The sequence below is a fragment of the Yoonia sp. BS5-3 genome (genome assembly GCF_038069655.2).
Classification (GTDB): Bacteria; Pseudomonadota; Alphaproteobacteria; order Rhodobacterales; family Rhodobacteraceae; genus Yoonia; species Yoonia phaeophyticola.
The window spans coordinates 3784678-3801232 of record NZ_CP150951.2 but is presented as its reverse complement, the minus strand read 5'-3'; the positions used below and the strand labels follow the sequence as shown (position 1 = coordinate 3801232).

General features: G+C 57.9%; 17 protein-coding genes. 4 read left to right on the top strand and 13 right to left on the bottom strand.

The window, feature by feature from the left end:
* Positions 1 to 3: 3 nt before the first annotated feature.
* Positions 4 to 1020, bottom strand: coding sequence for a hypothetical protein (locus tag AABB29_RS19215; RefSeq protein WP_341368989.1), 1017 nt, complete (start codon positions 1018 to 1020; stop codon positions 4 to 6).
* A 216-nt stretch (positions 1021 to 1236) separates the two neighbouring features.
* Between AABB29_RS19215 and AABB29_RS19210 the strand changes: the two genes are divergently transcribed.
* On the top strand, positions 1237 to 1773 hold the full coding sequence (locus AABB29_RS19210) for an AAA family ATPase (protein ID WP_341368990.1): 537 nt from the start codon (positions 1237 to 1239) through the stop codon (positions 1771 to 1773).
* Positions 1774 to 1837: 64 nt separating this feature from the next.
* On the opposite strand, the gene AABB29_RS19205 is transcribed toward AABB29_RS19210, so the two are convergent.
* From AABB29_RS19205 to AABB29_RS19160, 10 genes are all read right to left on the bottom strand, one after another.
* Positions 1838 to 3451 carry an AMP-binding protein gene (locus AABB29_RS19205; protein WP_341368991.1) on the bottom strand — a complete coding sequence of 538 codons (1614 nt, stop codon included), beginning with the start codon at positions 3449 to 3451 and terminating at the stop codon, positions 1838 to 1840.
* A gap of 308 nt (positions 3452 to 3759) precedes the next feature.
* On the bottom strand, positions 3760 to 4359 hold the full coding sequence (locus AABB29_RS19200) for a glutathione S-transferase family protein (protein WP_341368992.1): 600 nt from the start codon (positions 4357 to 4359) through the stop codon (positions 3760 to 3762).
* Between the two features lie 123 nt (positions 4360 to 4482).
* Positions 4483 to 6681, bottom strand: coding sequence for a 3-hydroxyacyl-CoA dehydrogenase NAD-binding domain-containing protein (locus tag AABB29_RS19195; RefSeq protein ID WP_341368993.1), 2199 nt, complete (start codon positions 6679 to 6681; stop codon positions 4483 to 4485).
* 53 nt (positions 6682 to 6734) lie between these two features.
* Complete coding sequence (locus AABB29_RS19190) at positions 6735 to 7193, bottom strand: hypothetical protein (RefSeq protein ID WP_341365388.1); 459 nt, start codon at positions 7191 to 7193, stop codon at positions 6735 to 6737.
* Between the two features lie 3 nt (positions 7194 to 7196).
* On the bottom strand, positions 7197 to 8408 hold the full coding sequence (locus AABB29_RS19185; RefSeq protein ID WP_341365389.1) for an acetyl-CoA C-acetyltransferase: 1212 nt from the start codon (positions 8406 to 8408) through the stop codon (positions 7197 to 7199).
* Between the two features lie 102 nt (positions 8409 to 8510).
* Positions 8511 to 9008: a membrane protein insertion efficiency factor YidD gene (yidD, locus tag AABB29_RS19180; RefSeq protein WP_341365390.1), complete on the bottom strand. Its 498-nt coding sequence runs from the start codon at positions 9006 to 9008 to the stop codon at positions 8511 to 8513.
* A gap of 64 nt (positions 9009 to 9072) precedes the next feature.
* Positions 9073 to 9702, bottom strand: a complete 630-nt coding sequence (locus AABB29_RS19175; protein WP_341365391.1) for a glutathione S-transferase family protein — start codon at positions 9700 to 9702, stop codon at positions 9073 to 9075.
* 78 nt (positions 9703 to 9780) lie between these two features.
* Positions 9781 to 11559, bottom strand: coding sequence for an acyl-CoA dehydrogenase C-terminal domain-containing protein (locus AABB29_RS19170; protein WP_341365392.1), 1779 nt, complete (start codon positions 11557 to 11559; stop codon positions 9781 to 9783).
* A gap of 40 nt (positions 11560 to 11599) precedes the next feature.
* Positions 11600 to 12001: a MerR family DNA-binding transcriptional regulator gene (locus AABB29_RS19165; protein ID WP_341365393.1), complete on the bottom strand. Its 402-nt coding sequence runs from the start codon at positions 11999 to 12001 to the stop codon at positions 11600 to 11602.
* A gap of 342 nt (positions 12002 to 12343) precedes the next feature.
* Complete coding sequence (locus tag AABB29_RS19160) at positions 12344 to 12712, bottom strand: MerR family DNA-binding transcriptional regulator (RefSeq protein WP_341365394.1); 369 nt, start codon at positions 12710 to 12712, stop codon at positions 12344 to 12346.
* A gap of 181 nt (positions 12713 to 12893) precedes the next feature.
* Here AABB29_RS19160 and AABB29_RS19155 point away from each other — a divergent pair, with 181 nt between their 5' ends.
* The 3 genes from AABB29_RS19155 to AABB29_RS19145 are packed head-to-tail and all read left to right on the top strand — an operon-like array spanning position 12894 to position 15152.
* The gene (locus AABB29_RS19155; RefSeq protein ID WP_341365395.1) at positions 12894 to 13334 is read left to right on the top strand and encodes a PaaI family thioesterase; all 441 of its coding nucleotides are present in this window, start codon (positions 12894 to 12896) and stop codon (positions 13332 to 13334) included.
* A complete protein-coding gene (locus AABB29_RS19150; protein WP_341365396.1) occupies positions 13331 to 13825 on the top strand; it encodes a PaaI family thioesterase in 495 nt (164 codons plus the stop codon). Before AABB29_RS19155 ends, AABB29_RS19150 begins: the two co-directional genes overlap by 4 nt.
* On the top strand, positions 13818 to 15152 hold the full coding sequence (locus tag AABB29_RS19145) for an MATE family efflux transporter (RefSeq protein ID WP_373636689.1): 1335 nt from the start codon (positions 13818 to 13820) through the stop codon (positions 15150 to 15152). Before AABB29_RS19150 ends, AABB29_RS19145 begins: the two co-directional genes overlap by 8 nt.
* Here the strand turns inward: AABB29_RS19145 and AABB29_RS19140 are convergent.
* Both AABB29_RS19140 and AABB29_RS19135 read right to left on the bottom strand, forming a co-directional pair.
* On the bottom strand, positions 15129 to 16181 hold the full coding sequence (locus AABB29_RS19140; RefSeq protein ID WP_341365397.1) for a quinone-dependent dihydroorotate dehydrogenase: 1053 nt from the start codon (positions 16179 to 16181) through the stop codon (positions 15129 to 15131). The two genes, AABB29_RS19145 and AABB29_RS19140, sit on opposite strands and share 24 nt — an antisense overlap.
* Positions 16178 to 16510 carry a DUF952 domain-containing protein gene (locus tag AABB29_RS19135; protein ID WP_341365398.1) on the bottom strand — a complete coding sequence of 111 codons (333 nt, stop codon included), beginning with the start codon at positions 16508 to 16510 and terminating at the stop codon, positions 16178 to 16180. Before AABB29_RS19135 ends, AABB29_RS19140 begins: the two co-directional genes overlap by 4 nt.
* Positions 16511 to 16555: the final 45 nt, after the last annotated feature.

Sequence of the window (16555 nt, the reverse complement as noted above, 5' to 3'; positions counted from 1 at the left end):
CCGTCAGATGTCGCAGATATTTTGCAAGCTGACCCAATCGCTATCGCTGAGCACCGAGCGCCAATCGGCTTCGGGCAGTGCATCATCGCCCAGCTCAGGCATGCTGCCGGTCCGGGCATCTGCAACGCGCAGGAAAGGGGCGTGCGGGATGAAAGCATTCGCAAAAAGGGGGCGCAGCCGGTCTGGATCAATTGCAATGCCCGTTTGTGTGGCATGGGCTTGGGCCGCGCTTTGCAGCACGTCCGCCGGAATATCACCTGTTGTGAGTAAACGAAATGTCACGCCAAGCCCGGCATCATGCAAAATGGGGGCCAGCGGATCATTCCCGGCCACAGCGGCATGGGCAGCCAGGACAAAGCCCGCAGCAGCGGCTGGATCATCCGCGCCGCGCAAAACACCATAGTCCAGTACGATTAGCCCGCCGGGTAGGGCAACCGCGCCTTGAGGCAGGCTGGGGAGAACGACAATCTGCATGGCGGTCTCTGCGCCAAAAAGGCGCTGGGCCAGATGGCTGGCGGCCAGGTTAGCACGGGGCTCTTGGCAGGCGGCACCCGTCTCAGCCTGCATATAGCCCAGCATGGTCGCGCCGATCTCGACCCGTTTGGGGGCGGGGACTACGGCGAGGGTCTGGCGGGTCAAGGCGCCGGGCAGCCAAAAGACCGCTAGAGCGAGAGCCAGAGCAACAGCACCTGCGGTAATCCAATGGCGCAGCTTGCCGGGTTTCGGGCGGGCCTTTGCAAGGGCGGCGCGCACCTCTTCAATGGCGGCGACCATGGTTTCGTCGGCAACCTCTATGATTTCGCTGGCATCTTCATCGGGGGCATAGATGGCGGGATGGGTTCCAGGGTTTTGCCGCTCAAGCGCGGGTAATGACCAATGGGCAAGCGGACGGCCCGCACCATCCGAAATCACAAGGGTCGCATCCCCAAATGAGATCACAACATCGCGGCGCTGGCCATCCGGTTCTGGGCGCCAAAGCCCACCGCTTTCCAGCCGCACATATTTATCAAGTGCCGTCATTCGCCCCAAACCGCCCTTTTTTGACGCAGGTTACAGCGCAAGAAGGCAGTTGTCATGTCGGATTTAGGGCAGGCGGAATCTGGCTCGGTAGGGTAACGGAAGAACAATGCACGCCCGGTCGACATCGATGACTTGGTATGACGTCCTGCTTATCGTTTCTCAGCGCGGCGGCATTAGGTGTATTAAAGGGAAAAGAACGACAGAAGGAAAATTGACTTGAACCCGAAACTTGTACTTCTGACAGGTTGTTCTGGCGGCGGGAAATCAACTTTGCTGAAGGCATTGGAAGAACGTGGATTTGCGACTGTTCAAGAACCTGGCCGCCGCATCGTTGCAGATGAATTAGCCAGAAAAGGCGACGCTTTGCCATGGGTGGATATGAACGCCTTCGCCTTGCGAGCCATCGAGATGGCGAAGTGCGATTTACGCGCTGCGCAAGAACGAGAGGGTATTGTGTTCTTTGATCGCGGCATGATCGACGCGGCCGTCGCCTTGGCCCACTCCGGCGGCCCCACGATCAAGGAAACACTCGGTGAAACCCAAGCATATTGGAAACGCGTCTTCGTCGTACCACCTTGGAGCAAGCTCTTCGTCGGAGACGTTGAACGACGGCACAGTTTCGATGCGGCAGTACAAGAGCATCACCGCATAAAGCGGTCGTTGGATGCGCTCGATTATGTGAGAATTGAGCTACCCAAGGTATCGGTTCAAGAACGGGCTGAAATCGTACTGAGAGAGTGTGGAGCACTCTAGTTTAGAAGTTCGCTTCGTCCGCTAAGTTGTCATTTACACATTTCAAAAATCAAGATTGTAGCCCCTAGAGGCTCTTGGCCAGTGCGCGCAATTCAAACTTTTGGATCTTTCCTGTTGAGGTTTTGGGCAGCTCTTGAAAAACCACTTTCTTCGGCGTTTTGAACCCGGCCAGACGCTCGCGGGCGAAGGCGATCACTTCGGCTTCATCGGCCGTGGCACCTTCTTTCAGCTCGACAAAGGCGCAGGGCACTTCGCCCCATTTGTCATCTGGTTTGGCCACCACTGCACATAGGTTCACCGCCGGGTGGTGCATCAGCGCGCCTTCGACCTCGACCGAGCTGATATTCTCGCCACCCGAGATGATGATATCCTTGGCCCGGTCCGAGATTTGTATCGATCCGTTCGGATGTTGGATCGCCAGATCCTCGGAATGGAAATAGCCGCCGGCAAAGGCCTTTTGCGTGGCGACCGGGTTTTTCAGGTACCCTTTCATCACCGTATTACCGCGCATCACGATCTCGCCCTGGCTGGCCCCGTCCATCGGGACCTGAACCGTCTGGTCATCCACCACGGTCACCTCTTCCATCATCGGGAAGGCCACGCCTTGACGGGCCTTGATCGCGGCTTGCGCGTCTTCTGGCAGATCGTCCAGCGCGGGGTCCCAGATGCATTCGGTCACATGGCCGTAAGTCTCAGTCAGCCCGTAGACCTGTTTGATGTTGAACCCCAGCTTGCCGATGGCGGCGAGCGTCGCCGGGGCAGGGGGCGCGCCTGCGGTGAAGACCTCGACAGTGTGATCAAAGGGTTTGCGGTCTGCCTGGCTGGCGTTGACGATCATGTTCAAAACGATGGGTGCGCCGCCGAAATGCGTCACGCCTTCGCCCGCAATAGCATCATAGATCGCACCCGCGCTGATATCGCGGCAGCAGATGGCCGTGCCACCCAAAGCGGGCAGCATCCAGGTGTGGTTCCAGCCGTTGCAATGGAACAGCGGTACAATCTGCAGATAGCGCAGGAACAACGGCAGCTCCCAGCTGATCGGCGTGCCCATGGTCATCAGATACGCCCCGCGATGGTGATAGACGACGCCTTTGGGCCGCCCTGTGGTGCCAGAGGTGTAGTTCAGCGCGAGGCTATCCCATTCGTCCTGCGGCAGGACCCATTCGAAATCGGGGTCGCCGCTGGCCAGAAAGTCCTCATAGTCCTGTTGTTCTCCAATGCCGGGCACGCCAGACGCAGGGTCAGGCACTTCGATGATGATCGGAGCGGGGCCTTGCATCTGGTCGATGGCGGACATGACAACGGGCAAGAATTGGCTGTCGACCAGCGCCAGCTTGGCCTCGCCGTGATCAAGGATATAAGCGATCGTATCCACATCAAGGCGTGTGTTGATCGTGTTCAGCACCGCGCCGCAGGCGGGCACGGCAAAGGCGGCCTCGGACTGGGCAGGGACATTGGGCAGGATGGTGGCGACCACATCGCCACGGGTGATGCCTGCTTTACTTAGCGCAGAGGCTAACTGTGTGACGCGCCGGTGGTACGCGGCATAGGTCAAGCGCAGGTCGCCATAGACTAACGCCTCGCGATCCGCGAATACCCGCGCGGCGCGCTGCAGATGCGACAAGGGGGTCAGCGGCACGTAATTGGCCGCGCATTTCGTCAGTCCGGTTTCATCCATTTCTGGGTCTCCTCCCCCGTCGATGTGACGGATACTAGAGCGGAAAACGGGGCAGGCTGACAAGGTTTTTGTGAAATCGATGTGTGCAGGCGTGCGTACGCTGTCTGCACGGCATCTGTACGGGCGGCGCATCCCCTTGAAAGTGGGGTGCCTCTGCCAGAACCGGGGCTCTGCGTTGGCATTTTCGTTAAGCAGAGTGACCAGATGCCCCGCATTGATCTTAGCGTACAGGCAGAGTGTTGGCCCGTTCTGTCGGTTTCGCTGCGGGCCCATGTCTAATGTCTCGTATGCGGGACAAACCTGCCGTTCTAAATTGACTCAGTCTGCTTCATGGAAATTCGCTCCGGCTTGTCTTGAAACCATGCAGCGAGATTTGGGAATTCGTGTTTCCACCCAGTGAGAAGATCGTAGTGGTCTGCCAGCGCAAGTCCGACTGCAAGCGCCACGAAACGGAGTGAAGGAAACTCACCCAGATGACCAGCTTGCGCTTCTCCTTCAAGGTACGTAAGGCACCGTTTAGCCCTTTCGCGCTCCACAGCCAGCAAATGAACTGAACGATCTTCCGGTTCTCTTCTGTTTTCACGAACCCAAAAGGCCAAACCTTCAACAAATCCAAGTATCTGTCCTTCTTGCATTATTTCTGTCCACTCGTCCGATGTTACAGACGTCGCAACCTGCGACGCAGACTTAGAAGCCAGAAAACGCACGACGTTCCCAACTTCGGTAATGACCAAGTCATCTTCAACGATCATTGGAACCCTTCCAACGGGGCTATAGCGCAAGACCGGGTTGTCTGGTTTACGGTTTCTCGAGAGCACTTCCTCGATTGAATCTATCTGATCCAATTCACGGGCGATCACTCTCGCAATTCGTGCATAAGGAGAATTTTGGGAATAGTAGAGCTTCATGCGGTCAGACTATACCTCTGACATCAAACCATCAATGGCAGTGCAGCATTGGTCGGATTGGGCTCGAAGTTGACATTCGCCCAATAAAAAGGCCCCGGCAATTCCCGGGGCCTTTCTTGTGATTTATGCGGCTGCGGCCTCTTGGCCGAAGCGGCCGTAGAAGCTTTGCCCTTTGTCGGCCATCTCGCGCAGCAGTGCTGGCGTGGCAAAGCGGGGGCCGAAAGCTTCGGTCAGTTGATCACAGCGTTCAGCCGCGTAAGGTGTGCCGATGATGTCCAGCCAGCTGAACGGCCCTCCGGACCATGGGGCAAAGCCCCAGCCGAGGATCGCGCCGACGTCGCCTTCGCGGATGTCTTCCAGCACGTTTTCTTCCAGTGCGCGGACCGCCTCGAGCACCTGCGCGAACAGCAGGCGGTGCTGGACGGTGGTCAGGTCAGGTTGTTCGTCTGCCACGGGGTATTGTCCGGCAAGACCCTCCCACAGCCCCTGGCGTTTGCCTTTTTCATCATAAGCATAGAAACCCGCGTTTGACTTCCGGCCCAAGCGGCCCTCATCAAACATCCAGAACAGGACCTCATCCACTTCGCCGTCAGGATAAGCATCGCCCATGGCGGCTTTGGTCGCCTTGGCGATTTTCACGCCCAAATCGACAGAGGTTTCATCAACCAGCTGCAGCGGCCCGAGCGGCATGCCGACCAGCTTGGCGGCATTTTCGATCAGGGCCGGTTCAACCCCTTCCTTCACCATCCGAATGCCTTCGTTGATGTACGGAATGATGCAGCGGTTCGCGTAAAAGAACCGTTCGTCATTGACCACAATCGGCGTCTTGCGGATCTGGCGGACGTAATCTAGCGCCTTGGCCACGGCCACCGAACCGGTTTCTTTGCCCTTGATGATCTCAACCAGCATCATCTTATCAACCGGGCTGAAGAAGTGGATGCCGATGAATTTCTCGGGATCGTTCGACGCTTTGGCCAGCTCAGTGATCGGCAGGGTCGAGGTGTTGGTGGCAAAGATGCAATCGGGGCCGGTGACGGCTTGCACTTTGGCTGTGACCTCGGCCTTGACGGATGGGTCTTCGAACACCGCCTCGACGATCAGATCGCAGCCTTCAAGGGCGGCATAATCGGTCGTGGCGTTAATCAGGCCCAGAACCGCCTCTTTCTTTTCCTCGGTCGCCTTTTTGCGGGCGATCCCCTTGTCCATATAGGCCGTGGTGTAGGACTTGCCTTTGTCTGCGGCTTCTTGCGTGCTGTCGATCAGAACCACTTCGATACCAGCCAAAGCAGACACGAGCGAGATACCAGCCCCCATCATCCCTGCGCCGATGACGCCGACCTTTTGGACCCTTTGATCCGGGGCCTCAGGCCGGTTCGCGCCTTTTTCCAAGGCCTCTTTGTTGATGAAGAGGCTACGGATCATGGCCGATGAGGACGGGTTCATCAGGACATTGGTGAACCAGCGCGCCTCGATTTTCAGGGCGGTGTCGAAGGGTACCAATGCGCCTTCGTAGACCGCTGACAGCAGCGCCTTGGCAGCAGGGTAGACGCCCTGGGTCTTGCTGTTGACCATGGCAGAGGCGCCAACGAAGGTCATGAAACCAGCGGGGTGGTAAGGCGCGCCGCCGGGCATTTTATAGCCCTTTTCGTCCCAGGATTTGACGATCTTTGGCTCTGACAGAACCCATTCCTTAGCTTTTGCCAGCAACTCATCCGCAGGCACAACCTCATCCACAACGCCAGCGGCCTTGGCCTTTTTCGGATCATTCAACTTGCCTTCCAGCAGCAAGGGGGATGCGGCCATCGCGCCCATTTTGCGAACCAGACGGGTGGTGCCGCCCGCACCGGGGAAAATGCCGACCATAATCTCGGGCAAGCCGATTTTGGCCTTGGGATTGTCGGCGGCAAAGATGCGGTGGCAGGCCAATGGGATTTCCAGACCAATGCCAAGGGCTGTGCCGGGCAGGGCGGCGGCGATGGGCTTGCCGCCCTTGTTGGTCTTGTCGTCCATGCCCGCGCGTTCGATCCGGCGTAGAACGCCGTGCATTTCCATGACGCCTTCAAAAAGGCCCCGCGCGGGTTCGTCACCGGCACTGTCTTTCATCTTGGCGATGATGTTCAAATCCATCCCGCCAGCAAAGCTGCCTTTTTTGCCAGAGGTGATGATGATGCCTTTGACGGCATCGTCGGCCAGCGCCTGGCCCACCAGCATATCAAGGTCGGTAAACCCCTGCTGGTTCATCACATTCATGGATTTTCCCACCGTATCCCAAACGATGGTTGCGACGCCATCGGCGTCCGTGGTCATTGTAAAATCAGTCATCTCTTTCTCCTCAACAGAGAGTGGTTTTTCGGGCCGCCCTGCACGCGGGGCGGTCAATTCAGTTTTTCGGCCCCATGGCGAAAGGACATCACTTGCCAGGAATTATCGGGCAGCGCATTTTCGGATGAGCAAACCTGCCAAACACCGTCGATCAGTTCCATGATCGACATGACGCTGTAAGGGTCGCGAATGCGGGTCCCGCTTTGCAGCACTTCGGTGTCATGGCCGCCGATGATCTTGGTTTCACTCAGATACATCGCGCCGGTGCAGGTCCGCACGAAATCTGTCACGCCCAGCCCAATGAAATAGTCGCGGAAGCAATCGAAAGCCTCGCGCAGCTGTGCGTAGTTGGCAATGACATGCTCAGTTCCTTCCTGGGTGGTGTAGTGATGCGGAACATAGACCTCGGCCTGGAATGCGGCGAAGTCATTGTCGAAATAGGCCTTGCCGATCCGATCCAGGGCGCCCTGGTAGATCTGCTTGGCCGTTTCTTCTCTGACTTCGGGGCTCATGGCTTAGATGCGCTCGATAATCGTCGCAGCTCCCATCCCAGAAGCGATGCACAAGGTCGCAAGACCGGTCCCTTTACCGGTCCGTTCCAGCTCATCCAGCAGGGTGCCTATGATGATCGCGCCAGTGGCGCCTAGTGGGTGCCCCATCGCGATTGAGCCGCCATTGACGTTAACAACGCTGTCATCCACATCGAACCGCTGCATAAAGCGCAGCACGACCGAAGCGAAGGCTTCGTTCACTTCAAAGAGATCAATATCGCTGATGGCCATCCCGCTATCGGCCATGATCTTTTCGGTCACCGGCACAGGGCCCGTCAGCATAATCGTCGGGTCGGTCCCGATCTTGGCCGTTGCCTTGATCCGGGCGCGCGGTTTGATCCCATGCGCCTCGCCCCATTCCTTGTTGGCGATCAGAACACCGGCGGCCCCATCGACGATACCCGATGAATTGCCCGCATGGTGGACATGGTTGATCCGCTCTAGGTGCGGGTATTTCATCAGCGCGACCTTATCAAAGCCCGGCATCACCTCGCCCATTTGCTGGAACGAGGCGTTCAGCGCGCCAAGCCCCTGCATATCGGTGCCGGGGCGCATGTATTCGTCATTGTCCAGAATGGTCAGGCCGTTGATGTCTTTGACAGGCACGATGGATTTGTCAAAGCGGTTGTCATCCCAGGCCGCCTTGGCGCGCCTTTGGCTTTCCACCGCAAGCGCATCGGCATCATCCCGGCTGAACCCGTATTCGGTGGCGATGATATCGGCGCTGATCCCTTGGGGAACAAAATAGGTGTCCATGGCGATCGACGGATCAACCGCAATCGCCGCCCCGTCGCTGCCCATGGCCACCCGGCCCATCATCTCAACCCCGCCTGCGATATAGGCCTGACCGGCACCGCCTTTGACCTGGTTGGCGGCCAGGTTCACCGCTTCCATGCCAGAGGCGCAGAAACGGTTGATGGCAAGACCGGGGATACGTTCGTCAAGGTCAGAGGCCAGAACGGCCGTCCGGGCAAGGCAGCCGCCTTGTTCGCCCACTTGGGTGACATTGCCCCAGATCACATCCTCAACGACATGGCCTTCAAGGTTGTTGCGCTCTTTCAGGGCGTTCAGCACACCAGAGGACAGGCGGGCAGAGTTCACCTCATGCAGGCTGCCGTCCTTGCGGCCCTTGCCACGCGGGGTGCGCACGGCGTCATAGATATAGGCTTCGGTCATTCTTTCCTCCTTCAGGCAGGGACAACAGCAAGTGCGAATGCACCCGCTGTCACCTGTATTTTCGATAGTCTTTTAAAAGGTGCTTGCTGCGGGCGTGTGCGGCTATGAGCAGGAGCCGCAATCGCCTCCGCAATCACCGGGGCCGCAGTCGCCCGGACCACAATCCCCGGGGCTGCAATCACCTGGCGCGCTATTTCCGACGCCCAAACTGCAATCGCTTGGCCCACAATCCCCGTCAATCGCCTCTGCAACCCCGACAGGCATCGAACATGCGGATTGGGCCATGCAGGTGCCGCAACAGGCAATCGCTTCAAGCCTTCGCATGATCCTGTCCGAGCGCCGCTCGCTGCTGCGCCGGTTGCGTGACATACTGACACCGCGTGCCTTGCGCAGCTCTGCGTTCGCCAGTTTGCAATCTGCGAACCGCTTTTTGATGAGCGGGATGGCCGCGATGATGCCGTGCTCTTTGATGGCGAATTTGATATAGCCAGAACAGCCGGTCCCGCCATGGCGAACGGAATAGGCGCAACGATAGCCTTTGCGTGGCGAGATATAGCGCTGATAGACCCATATCCCGCCCAGAGCTGTCCTTGAAAGCATAGTATCGCGGCCTTTCGGTTTGAACCGTTTGCGACCGGTAGACTGGGTATGTCAACGGCGCTGGTCAAGCGTTGAAGCCCCGCTGCATCAGATCATAAGGGTGTTTCCAACCCGGCTGCGCTGCAATCGCATCCAGCCAACGTTCGATATTGGGATAGGCTTTGCGGTCAAAGCTGAAGGGCTCGGGATAGTACAGATAGCTACAGCAGGCGATGTCGGCGATGGTGATCCCATCCGCCGCCAGCCAATCGCGTCCGTCCAGATGCGTGTCCAGCACCTTCAGCGCGCCAGCCAGACGGCCTGTCAGAAAGCCGATCACATCCGCATTGCGTTTCTCTTCGGGCAGGAAGTTCATCATGAACCGCAAAGGGCCAGCGACGCTGGACACTTTGTGGTTGTCATAAAACATCCAGCGCAGCACTTCGCGCCGCTCGGCGGCAGAGCTACCACCCAGCTTGCCGGATTTAGAACTGATATAGTCCTGAATGACGCCCGATTGCGTCAGCACCGTGTCGCCATCGAGCAAAACAGGGGCCTCGCCCATGATGTTCAGTTCCAGATATTCGGCCGTGCGGGCCCCGCCGTTGAAGAAATCAACGAAAATAGGGTCCCATTCCTGTTCAGCGAGCGTCAGGGTCAGCGCGGCTTTGTAAGAGTGGCCGCTTTCGCCAAAACAGTGCAATTTCATGGACATAAATACAGGCCTCCAAACCTGATCAAGGACGCGGGTCAGCGTCGGTTGAGGGCGCGAATGCCGCGCCCTCTGATCAGCTTAGAAGTTTGCAGCGTCCAGCGCCATCACAGTATCGGCACCGGTGTTGATCCGGGCCAGATGCATGCCGGTCGCTGGCAGCTGGCGGGCCATGTAGTAGCGGCCTGTGGCGATCTTGGTCTCATAGAATGCGGTATCAGTTGCACCGCCTTCCAGCGCCTCCATCGCGGCCTTTGCCATACGCGCCCACATCAGGCCCAGGCAAACATGACCCATCATATGCATAAAGTCGTAAGAGCCAGACAGCGCATTGTTCGGGTTCTTCATGCCGTTTTGCATGAAATACATGCCCGCCGCTTGCAGGTCCTTTGACGCGGCTTTGAGAGGCTCAAGGAAATCCGTTTTCAGCGCTTCGTTGTCGCTGTTTTCCTTGATGAAGGTCTTGATCATTTCAAAGAAGGCCATGACATGTTTGCCGCCATCTTGGGCCAGCTTACGGCCCACAAGGTCAAGCGCCTGAACGCCATTGGCGCCTTCATAGATCATCGCGATCCGGGCATCGCGGGCATATTGGGACATGCCCCATTCTTCGATATAGCCATGCCCGCCATAAACCTGCTGGGCCGCTGTCGCGTATTCAAAGCCTTTGTCGGTCAAAAAGCCCTTTAGAACAGGGGTCATGAGGGAAATCAGCCCATCGGCGTCTTTGTCGCCATTCTTATGCGCCCGGTCGATCAGTGTCGCGCCCCAATATGTAAAGGCACGCGCCCCCTCAACGAAGGATTTTTGGTCCATCAGGTTGCGGCGAATGTCTGGGTGCACGATCAGCGGATCGGCGGGGCCGTCAGGGTTTTTTGCGCCGGTCACATCGCGTCCTTGCAGACGGTCATTGGCATAGGCTACGGCGTTCTGATAGGCGCTTTCCGCTTGGGCATAGCCCTGCAGACCTACGCCCAGACGCGCTTCGTTCATCATGGTGAACATGGCGCGCATGCCTTTGTGTTCTTCGCCAATCAGATAGCCGGTGGCTTCGTCATAATTCATCACGCAAGTGCTGTTGCCATGGATGCCCATCTTTTCTTCGATGCTGCCGACGGACACACCGTTGCGGGCGCCAAGGCTGCCATCATCATTGACCATGATCTTAGGCACAATGAAGAGGGAGACACCTTTGATCCCCTCTGGCCCGCCTTCGATCTTGGCAAGGACGAGGTGGATAATATTCTCGGCCATGTCGTGATCACCGGCCGAGATAAAGATTTTCTGGCCAGAAATCTTGTAGCTGCCGTCGGCCTGCGGGGCCGCCTTGGTGCGCATCAGGCCCAGATCGGTGCCGCAATGCGGCTCGGTCAGGTTCATGGTGCCGGTCCATTCACAGGTGACCATCTTGGGCAGGTATTTCTGTTTTTGTTCGTCCGATCCATGGGCATAGATCGCCGAATAGGCGCCATGGGTCAGGCCTTGATACATGTTAAAGGCCATGTTGGCGGACACAAATGGTTCCTGCGCGGCCGTGTGCATGATGTAGGGCAGCCCCTGTCCACCATAATCCGGATCGCAATCCATCGCGGTCCAGCCGCCTTGTTTCATCTGTTCGAAGGCATCCTTGAAGCCTGTAGGGGTGCGCACGACACCGTTTTCAAAGACACAGCCCTCTGTATCGCCCACCACGTTCAGTGGGTGAAGTACTTCGGAGGCGACTTTGCCTGCTTCTTCAACAACAGCACCTGTAAACGCGCGGTCCAGATCTTCGAAACCGGCGATATCCTGTTCACTGACTTTCAGTAAATCATGCAGCACAAACTGGATGTCTTTGGTGGGTGCGTTGTAAATTGGCATATGACGTCTCCTCAGGGTCGTATGTTCGGGTCGCGGCGTGTTAGGCCGCGACGTGTTTTTCTTTGGCCATTTGGGCAAGCTTCTGCTCTCCCCAGGCCAACTGCTCTTTTAGTTCGGAAATGGCTTCTTCAAGCTCGGCTTTTTGGGCTTCCATATTTGCCAGATGGTTTTGCGACAGCTCATAGGTTTTGGCTAGTTGGGCTTCTGGTCCGTTATCCATGTGGTAGAGATCCAGCAGCTGACGGATTTCCTCAAGGCTGAAACCAAAACGCTTACCGCGCAAGATCAACTTAAGGCGGGCACGGTCGCGCTTGGTGAAAAGGCGCTTCTGGCCTTCGCGGATCGGGAACAGCAATTCTTTGGCCTCATAAAAGCGCAAGGTGCGCGCTGTGACGTCAAATGCATCGCACATCTCCCTTATGTTCATCGTATCGGTCTTCATCGTGTTTTCCTTTATGCGTGTTTCAAGTGAGCACGCATTTGCGGAGCTTGAATTCACCATACAAGAATTCTTGACCCTTACGTAAACGTAACGTGGCGTCATTTGACGCCTCACGAAATTTTACGAAACTTTGCGCGCGTAAAAAAGTAACTTTGTGAGAGGGAAGATTTGCGAGATTTTCCCCCTAGCCTTAAAATTAAGGGTGAATATGGCACCCTGAAGGCCCGAAATATGATTCTAAGGCTGGTTTCAGGCGCAATTCACACCAAAATAGGGCGTCGCTGTGGCTCTGATGGGTTCGGTGATCAACAGATGACGTTGCGGCGATTTTACACCGTAAATTTAGTCCAGCGTCTTTGCCGTGCCGTCACGCAGATTTTGCAGCTCGGTGATCGTCTCTTCCAGCTGCTTTTTCTGATCGGCCAGCTCAACCAATTGCTTGTCGGCCAGCGTGATCCATTCGCGCATCTGCGCTTCGGTGCCTTCATTTTCGTAGATCAAAAGCCATTGGCGAATATCTTCCAGCGCAAAGCCAAAACGGCGCCCGCGCAGAATCAATGTCATCCGGGCCAGCTCTTTTGGCCCGTAGAAACGCGACCGGCCTTCTTTTTCGGGGGTGAGCAGCTCAATATATTCATAGTACCGAAGCGTTCTGGGCGTCACATCGAACTGTGCGCACATTTCTTTGAAAGTCAGACGTTTTTCGGACATGAATTCCCCCTCTTGGTGCCATCGTAACGTCAAGCTTCTGGCGGGGCAACTGGCGGATCGGGTCATTGCGCTGACATCCGGACACCATTTAGTGCGTTTGCGATGGCGGGGCTTTGGGGAATGTGGCTATATCATCTTGCGGGCCACAAAGCGGGCCGCACCCAGCTGTCCAGGAGCCCCGATGACCGACCTGCAGAAAACCCGCCGCGAGAAGATCGCGCGCCAGTTCATCGAAGCCATACCCCATGCCAAAGAACTTGGGATGCAATTGACCGAGATCGCAGATGGTAAGGCGACTATCGGGATGGATTATGATGCGCGCCTTGTGGGTGATCCTGAAACCGGGGTGATCCATGGCGGGGCGGTGTCGGCCCTGATGGATACATGTGCGGGTGCCGCTGTGATGGCCCATCCGGCGGCCCCCATCGCGACAGCCACGCTTGATCTGCGGATCGACTATATGCGCGCGGCAAGCCCCGGGCAGCGTATCACGGCCACGGCTGAATGTTACCACGTCACCCGGTCGGTCGCCTTCGTGCGCGCCACTGCCGTTGATGCAGATGTCGACCGCCCCGTTGCAACGGCCACCGGGGCCTTCACGATTGAAAGGGCCAAAGCATGAAGCGCCCTGAACCTGTTCAACTGGTCAAACAACGCCGCGATGCGACACTGGAAAAACTGGTCAGCGGTGTCCCTTATATCCAGTTCCTGGGCATTCGGTTTGACCGGCGCGGGGATGAGCTGACGGGCATCCTGCCTTATGATGACAAGCTGATCGGCAACCCGATGCTGCCAGCCTTGCACGGCGGCGTGACGGCCGCCTTTCTCGAAGTGACCGCGATTATTGAGCTCAGCTGGGGTATGATCTGGCAGGACATGGAGGCGGGCAAATTCGATCACTATGCGGATATGCGCCCCAAGCTGCCCAAGACCATCGACTTTACGGTGGATTACCTGCGCTCCGGGCTGCCGCGTGATGCCTATGCGCGGGCGCGGATCAACCGCTCGGGCCGCCGCTATGCTTCGGTGCATGTTGAGGCTTGGCAGGATAATCGCACTCGGCTGTTCGCGCAGGGCACCGGCCATTTCCTGATGCCTGCCCGCGATGAATGAAACGGCGCCGCTGACCCATCGGCGGGTACTGACCATTGCGCTGCCGATTGTCCTGTCCAACGCAACGGTGCCGATCCTGGGTGTCGTTGACACCGGCGTGGTCGGCCAATTGGGCGAGGCTGCGCCCATTGGCGCGGTCGGGATTGGCGCGATCATCTTGTCCGCTATCTATTGGATCTTCGGGTTTCTGCGGATGGGCACAACGGGCCTGACCTCTCAGGCGGCGGGGGCCGGTGATGCAGATGAGGTGGATGCGCTTTTTGCACGCGCCATGCTGATAGGGATCGGGGCGGGGCTGGTAATCATCGCCGCGCAAGTGCTGATCTTCCACGGCGCGTTTTGGGTCTCACCGGCCAGTGCGGCTGTGGAAAGCCTTGCGCGGGACTACATGACCATCCGGGTGTGGTCGGCCCCGGCGACCATTGCGCTTTATGGGATCACGGGCTGGCTGATCGCGCAGGAACGCACCCGCGCGGTATTGATCATTCAGGTCGGCATGAATGGCTGCAATATCGGGCTGAGCTATTTTCTGGGGCTCAAGCTGGGCTGGGGCGTGAGCGGTGTGGCCTGGGCGACATTTATCGCCGAATGGGGCGGGCTGGCGCTGGGCCTTTGGTATTGCCGGGGGGTGTTCACCCGTACCGCCTGGCGATCAGCGGCGCGCGTCTTTGATACGGTGCGACTGAAACATATGGCGCTTGTCAATTCAGATATCCTGATCCGGTCGGTGCTGCTGCAGGCGATTTTCATCAGCTTTCTGTTCTACGGATCGGATTTTGGGGACGTGCAATTGGCAGCCAACCAAATCCTGATGCAGTTTCTGCAGGTCACGGGGCATGCGCTGGATGGGTTCGCCTTCGCAGCAGAGGCGCTGGTGGGCCAGGCGCTAGGGGCGCGGGCCCGCAGTGCAGTGCGGCGCAGCGCTGTGCTCAGCAGTCTTTGGGGGGCGGTGATTTGCATTGTTCTGGCGAGCAGCTTTGCCGTATTTGGCGGGACCGTCATTGATATTCTGACAACCGCGCCCGATGTGCGCGCCGCATCGCGGGTCTATCTGCCCTATATGATTGCGGCGCCGATCCTAGGCTGGGCGGCATGGATGCTGGACGGGATATTTATCGGGGCAACGCGGACCAAGGATATGCGCAATATGATGATCGTTTCGACCATCGTCTATTTCGCCTGCGTCATCCCGCTTATGGCCGTCTTAGAAAACCACGGACTGTGGATCGGGATGCTGATCAGCTTTGTGGTGCGCGGGGCAACGTTGGCGATCCGCTATCCCGCGCTTGAGGCGGCCGCCGATTCAAAGCCAATCGCTGCGTCCTGATCCCACGGCCTGCGCCACCGTATCAAAACCATCACGCGCCAAAAGCGCGTCCAGTCCGCGCGTGATCTCATCGACAAGGGACAGACCGCCATAGACCAGCGCCGTGTAGAGCTGCACGGCAGAGGCACCTGCGCGGATTTTTTGATAGGCCTGCGCGGCGCTGCCGACCCCGCCGACGCCGATGATGGGCAATTCTGTCATAGTGGATAGCTGCGCCAGAACCCGCGTGGATTTTTCGAACAAGGGCTGGCCGGACAAACCGCCGGCTTCGGCTTTATGCGGGCCATGCAGGCCTTCGCGGTCCAGTGTGGTGTTGCTTGCAATCACCGCCGAAATGCCCGCGCCATTGGCGACCTCTGCCACATCGGCCAGCTCATCCGCGTTCAGGTCGGGGGCGATTTTCAGGAAAATCGGGATCGGTTTGGCAAGGGCCGCGTTTGCCTCTAGCACGCCGTTCAGCAGCGCCGAAAGCGCGGCTTTGCCTTGCAGATCACGCAGCTTTTCGGTGTTGGGGGATGAGACATTGACCGTCGCGAAATCCACATGCGGGCCGCATTCCTTTAAGACGGTCGCAAAATCGGCGGCTTTGTCGGTGCTGTCTTTATTGGCCCCCAGGTTCAGGCCGGTCACACGGCTTGTGGGGCGCTGGGCCAGACGAGCGGCGATGGCCTGCATCCCGTCATTGTTAAAGCCAAAGCGATTGATGGCGGCCTGATCTTCGGTCAGGCGAAAGAGGCGTGGTTTGGGATTTCCGGGCTGCGGGCGCGGTGTGGCTGCGCCCACCTCAAGAAAGCCAAAGCCGGTCCTGGCCAGCGCATTCAGTGCAGTGGCGTTTTTATCAAAACCAGCGGCCAGACCAATCGGGTTGGGCAGGTCCAGACCTGCGATTGATGTTTGTAGGCGCGCGGTTGAAACAGGTCCGCCGCGCGGGCCAAGCCCTGTATTGAGAGCTTTGATCGCCAGCCCATGGGCGGCCTCAGGATCGATGCGGCGCAGGGCGGCAAGGCCGATTGTCTCTGCCAGCTTCATAGTAGCTCCGGGAATTGATGTTTACCGCCTTTTAGGGGCAGCGGGACGTTCCAGGCGATCTCGGACAAGTGTAAAGGGCGGTAAAGATGGGGGAATAGCACGCCCTTGCGCGCAGGCTCCCATGTCAGGGCGTCCAGCCCATCTGCTTCAACAGCCAAAAGCCAAAGGCCTTCGGCCCCGGCGAAATATTTGGCGGCGGTTTCGGCCACAGTGTCAGCCGTCGAAAAATGAATGTACCCATCTTCCAGATCAATGGGCGCACCGTCGGTGACCCCATCGGCCTGCAGCTGGGCCCATTCATCGGCCCGGAAAATTTTGTAAATCAGCATAGGGGTCTGATGGCCTTATAGGCGCGGAAGGTCAAGAATAAGGCA